Here is a 13,244-nt window from a genome sequence, read left to right as displayed (position 1 = left end):
GCTGCTCCTCGACCTCGTGCTGTGACCTGGATCGCATTCTGCCCTTGCGAGGGTATATGTAAGTGTGCTGAACTAACAAACATGTCCTGGCGCAGCCCGACCTCCCGGTCGCCCCGAGAGCGGATCAAGCTCGACCGTGCCGACTCCCGGCGCCACCACCGCTCGATGCTGCTCCAGGAGCTGTTCGCGGCCGGTCCCGCGAGCCGCGCGGACCTGGCCCGCAGCAGCGGGCTGACCCGGGTGACCGTCTCCGACCTGGTGGCCGAGCTGCTGGCCGAGGGCCTGGTCGAGGAGCTCGGTACGCCGAGCGAGAGCCGGGTCGGCAAGCCCCCGACCCTGGTCGGGCTGGTGGCCGACGCCAAGCACGTGGTCGCCATCGACCTCTCCGTCGACGACCAGCTGGCGGGCGCCGTGCTGACCCTCGAGGGCCAGGTCGTGCTCCGCGACGCGAAGCCGCGCGAGGGCCGCACCGGCGCCGCGGCCGTGGCGCTGGTCCGTGAGTTCGCCGCCGACCTGATCGACCGCAGCAGCCGCCCGCTGCTCGGCGTCGCCGTGGCGACGCCCGGCGTGGTCACGCCCGACGGGGTCGTCCTGGACGCCCCCAACCTGGGCTGGCACGACCTGCGCCTGGCCGACGACCTGGCCGCCGCGCTGGACCTCCCCGTCTATGTCGCCAACGACGCGAACACCGCCGTGATGGGGGAGTTCGTGTTCGGGAGCCGCGGTGAGGGCGGCCTGCTGCTGCTGCGGCTGAGCACCGGTCTCGGCGCCGGCCTGGTGATCAACGGCGCCCTGCTGCACGGCCAGGGCGGAGCGGCCGGCGAGATCGGCCACGTCCAGGTCGATCCGGACGGCCCGCTGTGCGGCTGCGGCCGGCCGGGCTGCCTGGAGACCTATCTCGCCGTGCCGCGGCTGCGTCGCGAGCTCGCCGTCGGTGACCCCGACGCGGTGCTCGCCGACGCCGGGGCCCGGCTCGGCCAGGCGCTCGCGCCGGTCGTCGCCACGCTCAACCTCGGCGAGGTGGTGCTCAGCGGACCGGCCGACCTGGTGGAGCCGCTGGCGCGGGTGGCCGAGCAGGAGGTCCGGGACCGGGTGATGCCGGTGTCGGCCCAGCAGTTCGTCGTCCGTACGTCGTCCCTCGGCGACGACGGCGTGCTCGCCGGAGCCACGGGCGTGGTGCTCGCCGGCGAGCTGGGGGTGTCCTGAACCATTTGCACGATCGAAGGGAAATCAGCGGTGCGACTCAACAAGACCCTGGCCACGAAGAGCGTGGCCGTCGCAGCCATCACTGCCCTGCTGGGCATGACCAGCGCCTGCGGCTCCGACAAGGAGGACGCCGGCGGCGGCCCCGACAAGGCCGAGATCGTGGTGTGGCTCAACGGCGCGGACACGCCCGACAGCGCCCGCACCTGGCTCCAGGAGACCTTCGAGAAGGAGCACCCCGGCTCCACCCTGAAGATCGAGCAGCAGGAGTGGGAGGGCCTCGTCGAGCGGCTCACCACCGCGCTGACCTCCGCCGACCAGACCCCCGACGTGGTCGAGGTCGGCAACACCCAGGCCGCGACCTTCACCACCGTCGGCGCGTTCAGCGACCTCACCGGCGACCTCGGCGACCTCGGCGGCGACGATCTGCTGCCGGGCTTCGTGGAGGCAGGCTCGGCCGACGGCAAGACCTTCGCGGTGCCCTACTACGCCGGCTCGACGTACGTCTTCTACCGCAAGGACCTCTTCGAGAAGGCCGGCATCACCGAGGTGCCGGCGACGATGGCCGACTTCGTCGCCGCCGCCAAGAAGCTCAAGCAGGACAGCGGGCAGGCCGACTTCTCGGGCTACTGGCTGCCCGGCAAGGACTGGCGCGACGGCGCGGCCTTCCTGTGGGATGCCGGCGGCGACTTCGCCCAGCCCGACGGCGACGGCTGGAAGGCGACGCTCTCCACGCCCGAGTCGATCACGGGCCTGGAGACCTTCCAGGACCTCTACACCTCGGCCTCCGGTGCGCCGGCCGACGCCAACGAGTCCGACCCGGTGACGCCCTTCTGCGCCGGCAAGATCGGCATGATGTCCCGACCCGGCTGGGTCGAGGGCATGCTCACCGATCCCGAGAGCGGCTGCCCCGACCTCGCGAAGCAGGTCGGCGTCTTCGCCCTCCCGGGCAGCGACGGCGAGCCCGCCCCGGTGCTGCTCGGCGGCTCCAACATCGCGATCTCCGCGAAGTCGCCCAACCAGGACCTCGCCCGCGACGTGATCGCGCTGATGCTGAGCGAGGACTACCAGACGATCCTCGCCGAGGCCGGGCTCACCCCGGCACGCCAGTCGTACGCCGACAAGCTCGGCGACGACGAGTTCGCCCAGGCGACGATCGCGGCCGCGTCGAACGCCAAGCTGACCCCGCCGGCCGCCAACTGGGCGACCGTCGAGGGCAAGTTCGTGCTCGAGGACCTCTACAGCAAGATCGCGCAGGGCGGCGACGTGAAGAAGCTCGCCGCGGCCGCCGACGAGCAGATCGACGCCGAGCTCAACTGAGGACCATCATCGACGGTGTCCGGCCGGCCCCCAGCCGGCCGGATACCGTGCCGCCCGCCCCTGCCCCCGAGAGGAGCGTCGTGCCCCGCCCCGCCGCCCGTCGTACGAACCTGCCGCTCGGCCTCGTGCTCCCGGCCGTCGCCCTGCTCGCGCTGGCGCTCGGCTACCCGCTGGTGCGCCAGGTGGTGCTGTCGCTGCAGGAGTTCGGGCTGGCCCAGCAGTTCGGCCGGCCGCCGTCGTGGAACGGGCTCGGCAACTACCGCGACCTGCTCACCGACCGCGAGCTGTGGGTCGTGGTGCTCCGCACCATCGCGTTCTGCTTCGTCAACGCCGCCCTGACCTTCGGGATCGGCCTGGGCCTGGCGCTGCTGATGGCACGGATGAGCCGGCCGGTGCGGATCCTCGCGCAGTGCGGGCTGCTGCTCGCGTGGGCGATGCCGGTCGTCGCGGCGATGACGGTGTGGCAGTTCCTCTTCGACACCGAGTACGGCGTGGTCAACTGGCTGCTCACCAAGGCGGGCGGCGACTTCGAGGGACACGGCTGGCTGCTGGATCCGTGGTCGTTCTTCTTCGTGGCGACGGTGGTCGTGGTCTGGATGAGCGTGCCCTTCGTCGTGTTCACGATGTACGCCGCACTGACCCAGGTTCCCGAGGACGTGATGGAGGCGGCCGAGATCGACGGCGCGTCGCCGTGGCAGCGCTTCGTGCACGTCGTGCTGCCGGCGATCCGGCCGGTGCTGCTGGTGGTCGTGCTGCTGCAGGTGATCTGGGACCTGCGGGTGTTCACCCAGATCTACACGCTCCAGAAGGCGGGCGGGGTCAGCGGCGACACCAACCTGCTCGGCACCTACATCTACACGCTCGGCATCAAGGGCGGAGACTTCGGCACCGCCGCGGCGGCGGCGATGTTCATGCTCGCGCTGACCGTGGTGCTCACCGCGCCGTACGTCCGGCTGATGATCAAGCAGGAGGAGGACTGATGGCCCGTCGTACGCCCACCGCGGTGCGGATCGGCGCCGACCTGGTCGGCGTCCTGGTGCTGCTGGCCTGCGTCTTCCCGGTCTACTGGATGGTCAGCCGCTCGTTCCTGCCGCGCAACCGGATCAAGGGCGAGGACCCGGTGCTGGTCCCCTGGCACGGCACCCTCGCCAACTACCGCAAGGTGCTCGGCGACGACGGCTTCGGTGACGCGATGATGACCAGCCTGAGCGTCACCCTGCTGACCGTCGCGGTGGCGATCCTGTTCGCCTTCCTGGCAGCGGTCGCGGTCAGCCGGTTCCGGTTCCGCGGCCGGCGTACCTTCATCCTCACCCTGCTCCTCATCCAGATGATCCCGGCCGAGGCGCTGTTCATCAGCCAGTACAAGATGCTCGACGGCATGGGCCTGCTCAACTCGGTCGTCGGCCTGACCCTGGTGTACGTCGCCGGCGTGCTGCCGTTCACCGTGTGGACCCTGCGGGGCTTCGTCGACGGCGTGCCGCGCGAGCTCGAGGAGGCCGCGATGATAGACGGCTGCTCGCGGACGGGTGCGTTCTTCCGGGTCACGCTGCCGCTGCTCGCGCCGGGCCTGGTCGCCACCGGTGTCTTCGGCTTCATCCAGGCCTGGAACGAGTTCACCCTCGCCGTCGTCGTGATGACCGACCCCGGCAGCAAGACGCTGCCGGTGTGGCTGGTGGCGTTCACCGACTCGCGCAGCCGCGGCGTGGACTGGGGCGCCATCATGGCGTCCTCCACGCTGATCACGATCCCGGTCATCGTGTTCTTCCTGCTCGTCCAGCGCCGGATGGTGACCGGCCTGACCGCGGGCGCGGTGAAGGGATGAGCGCCGGCATCGAACGGCTCGCGCTCGAGGTGCAGCTGGCCTCCTTCGCCGGTCCGGCGCTGCCCGAGGAGTGGGCGGCGCTGCTGGAGGAGGGGCTGGGCGGGATCTGCCTGTTCGGGTCCAACCTGACCGGTACGCCGTCCGACGTCGCCGCCCTGGTGCGCGAGATCCGGGACTGCCGGCCCGCGGCGCTGGTCGCCACCGACGAGGAGGGCGGCGACGTCACCCGCCTGCACGCGCGTACGGCGAGCCCGGTGCCGGGAGCGGCGGTCCTGGGCGCGGTCGACTCGGTCGAGCTGACCCGCTCGGTCGGCCTCGCGGTGGGGTCGGAGCTCGCGTCGGTCGGGATCGACCTCGACCTCGGCCCGGTCGCCGACGTCAACAGCAACCCCGACAACCCGGTGATCGGCACCCGCAGCTTCGGCGTGGACCCCGCACTGGTGGCCCGGCACGTCGCCGCGTGGGTGTCCGGGCTGCAGGCGGCCGGGGTCGCGGCGTGCGTCAAGCACTTCCCCGGGCACGGCGACACCGGCCAGGACAGCCACCTGACGCTGCCGGTCCTCGCCGCCGACGCCTCGGTCGTGCGGGGACGCGAGCTGACGCCCTTCGCGGCCGCCGTCCGGGCCGGCGCCGCGGCGGTGATGACGTCCCACATCCTGGTTCCCGCGGTGGACCCCTCGCTCCCGGCGACGTTGTCGGCGCCGGTGCTGGCGCTGCTGCGCACCGAGCTGGGGTACGACGGCGCGGTCGTCAGCGACGCCCTCGACATGGCGGGGGCCTCGGCCGACCGGGGGATCCCCGAGGCCGCGGTGCTCGCCCTCGTCGCGGGCTGCGACCTGCTCTGCATCGGGCCCGACAAGCCCGCCGCGCTGGTCCGGGAGGTCCAGGCGGCGGTGGTCGCGGCCGTCGCGACGGGACGGCTGCCGCTCGTCCGCCTGGTCGAGGCGGCCGCCCGCGCCGGGCGGATCCGGCGCGGAGCCGGCCGGCCCGGAGCGCTTCCGGCACCCGGCACGCTGGTGGCGGCGGCCCGGCGGGCCTGCGTGGTCGAGGGGGTGCTGCCGGACCTGACCGGCGCCCGGGTCGTGAGCGTGGCGACCGAGGCGAACATCGCGGTGGGCGCCGGGCGCTGGGGGCTCGCGCCCGACGAGACGGTGGCGGCGGGGGCGGCGCTGCCGACCGGGTCGGTCGTCGTACAGGTCCGGGACGCGCACCGCCGGCCCGAGGTGGGCGCGGCGCTGGCCGCGCATCCGGGTCCGCTGGTCGTCGTCGAGTGGGGCTGGCCCGGCCCGCGGACCGGCTGGGCGCACGCGCCGCACGCGCGGATCTGCACCCGGGGCAACGGGCAGCCGTCGATCGCGGCGGTCGAGGAACTCCTGACGGAAGCGGGGCTCGACAGGTGAGCGGCGTGCTCATGGGACTGGACATCGGTGCGACCAAGATCCTCGGGGTCGTGGCGTCGGCGGAGGGTGAGGTGCTCGCGTCGGTGCGGGTCACCAGCCCCACCGGCGGCGACCAGGTGGTTACGGCGGCCGCCGAGGTGGTCGAGAAGCTCCGGGCCGCGGCCGGCGGAGCCGGGTCCGGCGTCGTCGGCGTCGGGATCCCGGGCCTCGTGGACATCGAGCACGGCACGGTGCGGCACGCCGTGAACCTGGGCGTGGCCGACGGCTACCCGTTCGGCGAGCGGCTGGGCGCCGCCACCGGCGCCCGGGTGGTGCTCGACAACGACGCCAACGCGGCGGCGCTTGGGGCGGCGACCCTGCTGGAGGAGCGGGACCTGGGCTACCTGAGCCTCGGCACCGGCCTCGCGGCCGCGCTCGTCCTCGACGGCTCGCTGCGGCGCGGCTCGCGCAACGCCGCCGGCGAGATCGGGCACATCCCGGTCGACCCGGCCGGGCCGCGGTGCGAGTGCGGACAGGTCGGCTGCCTCGAGACGGTCGCGTCCGGGTCGGCACTCGCCGCGCTCTGGCCCGGCGGCGGACGGCCGGCGGCGCAGGCCCTCTTCGACGCGGCCGCGGCCGGCTCGGCCGAGGCGGTGGTGGCGCGGGACCGGTTCGCGGCGCGGGTCGCGGACGCCGTACGACTGGTGGCGCTGACCGTCGACCCGGCGGTCGTCGTGCTCGGCGGCGGGGTGGCGCAGGTCGGGGAGCGGCTGCGGGTCGCGGTGGCGCACGCGCTGGCCGAGCAGGCCGCCGCGTCGCCCTTCCTGCGCTCGCTCGACCTGCCCGGCCGGCTGCGGCTCGCGCCGTCGGACCGTCCGGTCGCCGCGTTCGGCGCCGCCCTGCTGGGGGCGTCGTGACCGGCTCGCTGCGGGTGGTCGGTGGATCGGTCGACGTGGCGATCTCCGCCGGAGTGGTGGTCGACGGTGGGGCCGGAGGTCCGGTGTACGACGCGAGCGGGCTGACCGTCCTGCCCGGGCTGATCGACCTCCAGGTCAACGGCGCGGCCGGGATCGACCTGACCCGCGAGCCCGCCCGGCTGTGGGAGGTCGCGGCGGCGCTGCCGGCTTACGGCGTCACCGCCTTCCTGCCGACGATCATCACCTCCTCGCCGGCGGCTCGGGCCGTCGCGATGGAGACGCTGGCCGCCGGTCCGCCCGTGGGCTGGGCCGGCGCCCGACCGCTGGGGCTGCACTTCGAGGGGCCGATGATCGCGCCCGCCCGCAAGGGCGCGCACCCTCCGGCGTGGCTGGTGCCTCCGTCCGCCGAGCTGGTCGCCGGCTGGTCGTGGGAGGCGGGGGTGGCCCTGGTGACCGTCGCGCCGGAGCTGCCGGGCGCCCTCGACGTGGTCTCGACCCTGGTCTCCGCGGGCGTGGTCGTGGCGGTCGGTCACACCGAGGCGAGCGCCGAGCAGGTGGCTGCGGCCGTCGACCGCGGTGCGCGAGCCGTCACCCATCTCGGCAACGCGATGCCCGCCCTCGCCGGGCGCGCGCCGGGACCGGTCGGGGCGGCGCTGGCGGACCCGCGGCTGGTCGCGGGCGTGATCGCGGACGGCCACCACCTGCACCCGACCACCCTCGCCGCCTGGGCGCGCGCCCTCGGCCCGTCCCGGCTGCTCGCCGTCACCGACTGCACCGCCGCGCTCGGCATGCCCGACGGGCCGTCGCGGCTGGGGGACCAGGCGGTCGTCGTACGAGAGGGGACGGTGCGGCTCGAGGACGGCACCCTCGCCGGCTCGGCCGCCTCGCTCCCGGAGTGCCTGCGGATGCTGCGGGCGGCGACCGGCTGGTCGCTGGACGAGGTCGTCGGCTGCTGCACCTCGGTCGCCGCTGACCTGCTCGGCGACGCCGCGCGGGGCCGGCTGGCCCCGGGCGCGCGCGGCGACCTCACCGTGGTCGACGCCGACCTGGACGTGGTCGCCACGGTGGTGGGCGGCCGGCTGGTGCACGGAAGCCTGGAGGAGCGCTGATGGAGGTCGTCCCGCTGGCATCGGTGGAGGAGGTCGCCCGGCTGGGGGCCGACGTCGTCGAGGCCGCCGTGCGTGGCGGGGCCGGCGTGCTGGGCCTGGCGACCGGCTCGACCCCGCTGCCGACCTACCGCGAGCTGATCGGGCGACACCTCGACGGCATCGGGCCGTCGTACGACGGGGTGCGGTGCTTCACGCTCGACGAGTACGTCGGCCTGCCGGCCGGTCACCCCGAGAGCTATCGCGCCACCATCGCCCGCGAGCTCACCGACCCGCTCGGCATCCCGGCCGACCGGGTGCACGGCCCCGACCCGGACCCGGCGGGGCTGCCGACCGCGGGGGAGCGCTACGAGGCGGCGCTGCGCGCGGCCGGGGGCGTCGACGTCCAGGTGCTGGGGATCGGCTCCGACGGCCACCTCGCCTTCAACGAGCCGGGCTCCTCACTCGCCTCGCTGACCCGGCTCAAGACCCTCACCGAGGAGACCCGGCGCGACAACGCCCGCTTCTTCGGCTCGCTCGACGAGGTCCCGCGGCACGTCCTCACCCAGGGCCTCGGCACCATCCTGCGCTCCCGGCACCTGCTGCTCCTCGCCACCGGCCCCGGCAAGGCCGCCGCTCTCGCCGCCGCCGTCGAGGGTCCGCTCACCGCCTCGTGCCCGGCGTCGGTGCTCCAGCTGCACCCCCACGTCACGGTGCTGTGCGACCCGTCGGCCGCGGCCGGGCTGGAGCGGCGGGACCACTACCGCGAGGTGTACGCCGCGAAGCCGGCCTGGCAGGGGCTGTGAGGGCACGTCGTATCTGACGGATGGGCTGTGAATTCGGCGAGATCACGACCCATTCGTCAGATACGACGCGAAGAACCCGACCCGCGCTCAGTCGGCGAGGTCGACGACCACCGGAGCGTGGTCGGACGGCGCACCGGCGAACACCGCGGGATCGCGCTCCTCGCGGTCGATGAAGGCGCCGGTGACCCGCTCGGCGAAGGAGTCCGAGCCGAGGACGAAGTCGATCTTGAGCCCACGGTCGCGCTCGAAGCGCTGGCGGTAGTAGTCCCAGTAGGTGTAGCCGGGGGCGTGGGCGCGGGTGACCTCGGACCAGCCACCGTCGAGGAAGGCCTGGAAGGCGGCGCGCTCGGCGGGGGTGACGTGGGTGGAGTTCTTGAACTGGGCCACGTCGAAGACGTCGTCGTCGGTCGGGCAGATGTTCCAGTCGCCCACGAGCGCGGTGGGCGCGTCCAGCCAGGACGACGCGGCAGCGCGCAGCCGGGCCAGCCAGTCGAGCTTGTAGACGTAGTGGGGGTCGTCGGGCTTGCGGCCGTTGGGGACGTACAGGCTCCACACCCGGACCCCGCCACAGGTCGCCCCGAGCGCGCGCGCCTCGACCTCGAGCGCCTCGCCGAAGCCGGGCTGGTCGGGGAAGCCGACGGACACCTCGTCGAGCCCGACCCGGCTGAAGATCGCCACGCCGTTCCACTGGTTGAGGCCGTGCGCGGCGATCTCGTAGCCGCGCGCCTGCAGGCCCATCAGCGGCAGCTGCTCCTCGCGGGCCTTGGTCTCCTGGACGGCGAGCACGTCGATCTCGTGCCGGTCGAGGAAGGCTTCCACGCGGTCGATCCGCGTGCGCAGGGAGTTGACGTTCCAGGTGGCCAGTCGCACCGGGCAACCCTAGTCTGCAAGGGAGTTGAACCGAGTGGGCGGTTCCGTCGTGTTCCCGACCGGGAGGTGCGGATGAGCGAGGACCCGGCCACGGCGATGCAGGTGCTGTACGACGAGCACGCGGCTGCCCTGTGGGGCTTCTGCCTGCACCTGACCGGCAACGACCGGGCCCGGGCGGAGGATGTCGCGCAGGAGACGATGCTGCGCGCTTGGCGCAACGCCGCGGTCCTCACCGAGTCCCGGGGCTCGGTCCGCTCCTGGCTGTTCACGGTCGCGCGCAACATCGTCATCGACGAGTGGCGCTCCCGACGGGGGACCCGGGAGTTCGCGACCGCCGACCCACCGCAGGGCGAGCCCACCGACGACGGCACCGACGAGCTGCTGCTGTCGTGGGTGGTCGCCGACGCGTTGCGACAGCTCTCCGACGACCACCGCGCGGTGCTCGTCGAGTGCTACTACCGCGGCAGGTCGGTGGCCGAGGCCGCCCGCCGCCTCGACATCCCGGAAGGAACCGTGAAGTCCCGCACCCACTACGCCCTGCGCGCGCTGCGCCTCATCCTCGAGGAGACGGGGGTGGCGTCATGAGCTGCGAGTACGCCCACCTCGACGGGGTCTACGTCCTCGGCGCGCTGGCGGCGGGGGAGCGGGCGGCGTACGAGCGGCACCTGCCGGGCTGTGCCGAGTGCACCCGCGCGCTGCGCGATCTCGCCGGCCTGCCCGGTCTGCTGGGCCGGGTGCAGGCGGAGACCGTCGAGCAGCTCCAGCCGGCCGAGCCGGTCCCGGCGACGCTGCTGCCGACGATGGTGGCGCGGGCCCGCCGGGACCGGGGGCGCCGGCGGGCGCTGCTGGGCACGGTCGTGGCGGCGGCCGCCGTCCTGGTCCTGCTCCTCGCGGTCGGGATCGGCACCACCCTGGGCGACGACGCGCCGCCGCCGAGCGACCGGCTCGCCGCCGCGCAGCGGATGGACGCGCTCGGCACCGGGTCGTCGGGCTGGGTGTCGTTGACCGAGCGCCGGTGGGGGACGCGGATCGACCTGACCTGCACCTACGAGGGGCCGGTGAGCGGGCCGGCGTCGTACGTGCTGGTCGTGACGACGGCCGACGGCCACACCGAGCAGGCCGGCACCTGGCGCACCGAGCCGGGCCGGGAGGTCCACGTCACCATGGCGACGTCGGTGGCTCCCGGCGACATCGCGTCCGTCGAGGTGCGCACGGCCTCCGGCTACTCGGTGCTCCGCCTCGACGAGTGACCGACGAGGGATCCGACCCGGCCCTCCGCCACCGCTGCCGCCACCGCGACGACGACGGCGACGATCTCGGAGATCGCGGCCAGCCATGCGTACCAGGTGTCCCAGGTCGTGTGGATGCCGAACAGCCCGCCGGTGGTGGCGATGACGAACGCCAGCAGCGTCGTCGCGCCCAGCCCGGCGAGCAGGAACAGCGGCACCCAGCTGCGCCAGGCGATGACGAGGACGGCGATCACCGCCCCGGCGACCACGTTGACCACGAACAGCTGCCCGACCGTGCCCTGGTCGCGCACCCCGTCGAACCACAGGTAGAGGTGCACCGCCGCGGTCACCACGGCCGCCAGCGCACCGATGACTCGCAGGCCCATCGCGCACTCCTCTCGCTCGTTTCGGGGGAACACGTGCGCGCGGGGCGTTCGGTTCACTCGGCCGGTCCGTACGCCGTCAGGAACCGGTCGCGGACCGCGTCCATCCGCCACACCGGCGCGTCCGGGCCGGGCAGGATGCCCGGCTGCCAGCCCCAGTCGTGGATCCGCCGGATCACGGCCGGGTCCTGCGCCAGCACCGAGATCGGCACGTCGTGCCCCGCGTCGCGTCCGCTCACGAAGGAGTGTGGCTGGTGGTCGCCGACGATGACGACCACCCGGTCGGGGTCGGGATAGGTGGTCAGGAAGGAGATCAGCGTCCGCCACGTGTAGCGCACCGAGGCGGCGTAGTTGCGCTGGGCGGCCTCGGGGTCCCGGTGGCCGTCGACAGCGGCGGCGCCGCGCTCCGGCATCCCGTCGTACGCCGAGCCGTCGCCGACCTCGGCCCACGGCAGCTCCTCCGGCACCGGCGCCCACGGGTGGTGGCTGGAGACCAGGTCCACCTCGGCGAACACCGGCGGGCGTGGGCCTCGTCCGAGCTCGGTGCGGCGCAGGTGGTCGAGGGTGTACTGGTCGGGGATCGGGGCGTACCCGAACCGCGGTCCGTGGTAGCCGACGTCGCGGGAGTCGTAGAGCCGGTCGAAGCCGTAGTACGCCGCTCCCTCGGGCCAGTCACGGGTGTTGGCCGGTACGTCGAACACGGTGCGCCAGCCCGCGTCGCCGAAGGCCCGGGTGAGGCTGAGCCGGTCGCTGGCGAGCAGCTGGCCGTAGCGGCGCTCGCCGTTCGTCCACGCGCCTGACTGCAGGGTGGCGTGCGCGAGCCAGCTGCCGGCGCCGAAGGTCGGGGAGGTGAGGAAGGCGCTGCGGGCGTGGTAGCCGGCGGCGCTCAGCTCGTGGTCACCCTGCTCGAGGACGTCGACGACCGACGGCGCGAACCAGCTGTCCTCGAGCGCCACCCGGCCGTAGCTCTCGAACCAGACGAGCAGCACGTCCTTGCCGCGTAGCCCTCGGAGCAGCCGGTCGCCCGGCGTCGCGGCGAAGGGGTCGGCGGCCAGCTCGCGGGCGAAGACCCGGGTGTCGTGGTGGTCCGCGCGGACCTGGTCGACGGTGTCGACGACCAGCCCGGCCGACCCGGCCGCGGCGACCCGGTCCACCGGGCCGCCGAACGCGGCGCAGAGCACCCACACCGTGCCGAGCGCGGCCAGGGCGCGCCAGGTCGTGCGCGGCCGGGCGGCGGCGGCGCGTGCGACCCGGCCCGCCGCCCAGGTCAGGCCCACGGCCACGGCGACCACCAGGGCCACCAGGCCGACCACGGTCAGCACCGCGACCGGCCCGCCCCGGGTGTCGCGCAGCACCTCGACGCCCTTGGGCAGGTAGGACCAGTCGCCGAGCACGTGGAAGGAGCGGCCGAGGTAGAGGTCGAAGCCCAGGCCCAGCCCGCGCAGCACGGCCAGGGCGGTGAGCAGCAGTCCGAGCACGACGGCCAGCAGGCGGCGGCCGCGGACGGGCAGCACCACCGCGAGCGCCACCAGCACCAGGCCCTCGACGGGGATCCGCGCGAAGTCCGCCGGACCGATCCCGTCGGCGAGCCGGGGAGGCGCGAGCGCCAGCCAGAGCGCGACGACCGCGACGCCACTCACCACGCCGGCGGGCGGTCGGGGGACCGGCTCGGGATCGTGCCGGTGCCGCCACTGCCAGATCACGTCGTGCCCGAAGGACTCCACCAGCAGGACGAGCGCGAGCCCGACCGCCAGCCGCGCGACCTGGTCCGGGAGCAGCGTGGCGGCCGCGACGGTCAGCACGACGCCCTGGACGGCGGCGACCACCTTGGCCCAGTACCGCGGCCGGGTCGGGCGGCGCAGCCAGGTCAGCGCCCACCCGGCGAGCACGTAGGCGTAGCGCATCGCGCCGATCGCGAGCACCCACCAGCCCAGCCGCGGCGCGACGTGCACGCTCAGCACCGCGATCAGGAAGGCGTCGGTCTCCATGTCGAAGCGGGCGCCGAACGCGCTCGACGTACCGGTCCGGCGTGCGACGTACCCGTCCAACGCGTCGAGGGCCAGGGCCACGGCGCTGACCGCGACCAGGACCGCCGTGAGCCGACCCGACAGCGGCTCACCGAGGCCGCGCAGGGTGAGCCCGGCGACGCCGACGGCGAGCACCGCGCGCACGGCGGTCACCCGGCTGGCGGGGCCGAACTGAACCCGAACCATCGCACCTCCGTGTCCTA

General features: G+C 74.2%; 13 protein-coding genes. 10 read left to right on the top strand and 3 right to left on the bottom strand.

The window, feature by feature from the left end; translation table 11 throughout:
- Nucleotides 1-81 precede the first annotated feature (81 nt).
- The 8 genes from JOD66_RS05825 (at nucleotide 82) to JOD66_RS05790 (ending at nucleotide 8,532) form a co-directional block, all read left to right on the top strand.
- Nucleotides 82-1,206, top strand: a complete 1,125-nt coding sequence (locus JOD66_RS05825) for an ROK family transcriptional regulator (protein WP_204835980.1) — start codon at nucleotides 82-84, stop codon at nucleotides 1,204-1,206.
- A 30-nt stretch (nucleotides 1,207-1,236) separates the two neighbouring features.
- Nucleotides 1,237-2,523, top strand: a complete 1,287-nt coding sequence (locus JOD66_RS05820; protein ID WP_204835979.1) for an extracellular solute-binding protein — start codon at nucleotides 1,237-1,239, stop codon at nucleotides 2,521-2,523.
- An 80-nt stretch (nucleotides 2,524-2,603) separates the two neighbouring features.
- The gene (locus tag JOD66_RS28940) at nucleotides 2,604-3,503 is read left to right on the top strand and encodes a carbohydrate ABC transporter permease (protein ID WP_204835978.1); all 900 of its coding nucleotides are present in this window, start codon (nucleotides 2,604-2,606) and stop codon (nucleotides 3,501-3,503) included.
- Nucleotides 3,503-4,345 carry a carbohydrate ABC transporter permease gene (locus tag JOD66_RS05810; protein ID WP_204835977.1) on the top strand — a complete coding sequence of 281 codons (843 nt, stop codon included), beginning with the start codon at nucleotides 3,503-3,505 and terminating at the stop codon, nucleotides 4,343-4,345. The genes JOD66_RS28940 and JOD66_RS05810 overlap by 1 nt, the downstream gene beginning before the upstream one ends.
- On the top strand, nucleotides 4,342-5,745 hold the full coding sequence (locus JOD66_RS05805) for a glycoside hydrolase family 3 N-terminal domain-containing protein (protein ID WP_204835976.1): 1,404 nt from the start codon (nucleotides 4,342-4,344) through the stop codon (nucleotides 5,743-5,745). Before JOD66_RS05810 ends, JOD66_RS05805 begins: the two co-directional genes overlap by 4 nt.
- Nucleotides 5,746-5,756: 11 nt before the next feature.
- A complete protein-coding gene (locus JOD66_RS05800) occupies nucleotides 5,757-6,641 on the top strand; it encodes an ROK family protein (protein WP_205126263.1) in 885 nt (294 codons plus the stop codon).
- On the top strand, nucleotides 6,638-7,750 hold the full coding sequence (nagA, locus tag JOD66_RS05795; RefSeq protein ID WP_307823322.1) for an N-acetylglucosamine-6-phosphate deacetylase: 1,113 nt from the start codon (nucleotides 6,638-6,640) through the stop codon (nucleotides 7,748-7,750). The genes JOD66_RS05800 and nagA overlap by 4 nt, the downstream gene beginning before the upstream one ends.
- Nucleotides 7,750-8,532 (top strand): glucosamine-6-phosphate deaminase, encoded by a 783-nt coding sequence (locus tag JOD66_RS05790; protein ID WP_204835975.1) that lies wholly within the window; start codon nucleotides 7,750-7,752, stop codon nucleotides 8,530-8,532. Before nagA ends, JOD66_RS05790 begins: the two co-directional genes overlap by 1 nt.
- A gap of 87 nt (nucleotides 8,533-8,619) precedes the next feature.
- On the opposite strand, the gene JOD66_RS05785 is transcribed toward JOD66_RS05790, so the two are convergent.
- Nucleotides 8,620-9,402, bottom strand: coding sequence for an exodeoxyribonuclease III (locus JOD66_RS05785; protein ID WP_204835974.1), 783 nt, complete (start codon nucleotides 9,400-9,402; stop codon nucleotides 8,620-8,622).
- 72 nt (nucleotides 9,403-9,474) lie between these two features.
- Here JOD66_RS05785 and JOD66_RS05780 point away from each other — a divergent pair, with 72 nt between their 5' ends.
- Both JOD66_RS05780 and JOD66_RS05775 read left to right on the top strand, forming a co-directional pair.
- Nucleotides 9,475-9,987: a sigma-70 family RNA polymerase sigma factor gene (locus JOD66_RS05780; RefSeq protein ID WP_204835973.1), complete on the top strand. Its 513-nt coding sequence runs from the start codon at nucleotides 9,475-9,477 to the stop codon at nucleotides 9,985-9,987.
- Nucleotides 9,984-10,652 (top strand): anti-sigma factor family protein, encoded by a 669-nt coding sequence (locus JOD66_RS05775; protein ID WP_204835972.1) that lies wholly within the window; start codon nucleotides 9,984-9,986, stop codon nucleotides 10,650-10,652. Before JOD66_RS05780 ends, JOD66_RS05775 begins: the two co-directional genes overlap by 4 nt.
- Here JOD66_RS05775 and JOD66_RS05770 read toward each other — a convergent pair.
- Both JOD66_RS05770 and JOD66_RS05765 read right to left on the bottom strand, forming a co-directional pair.
- Complete coding sequence (locus JOD66_RS05770) at nucleotides 10,625-11,017, bottom strand: hypothetical protein (RefSeq protein WP_204835971.1); 393 nt, start codon at nucleotides 11,015-11,017, stop codon at nucleotides 10,625-10,627. The genes JOD66_RS05775 and JOD66_RS05770 overlap by 28 nt on opposite strands.
- Nucleotides 11,018-11,070: 53 nt before the next feature.
- Nucleotides 11,071-13,227 (bottom strand): CDP-alcohol phosphatidyltransferase family protein, encoded by a 2,157-nt coding sequence (locus tag JOD66_RS05765; RefSeq protein WP_204835970.1) that lies wholly within the window; start codon nucleotides 13,225-13,227, stop codon nucleotides 11,071-11,073.
- Nucleotides 13,228-13,244: the final 17 nt, after the last annotated feature.

The organism is Nocardioides nitrophenolicus, from assembly GCF_016907515.1.
Classification (GTDB): Bacteria; Actinomycetota; Actinomycetes; order Propionibacteriales; family Nocardioidaceae; genus Nocardioides; species Nocardioides nitrophenolicus.
The sequence above is the reverse complement of the archived record's forward strand: the minus strand, read 5'-3'. Positions and strand labels throughout refer to the sequence as shown.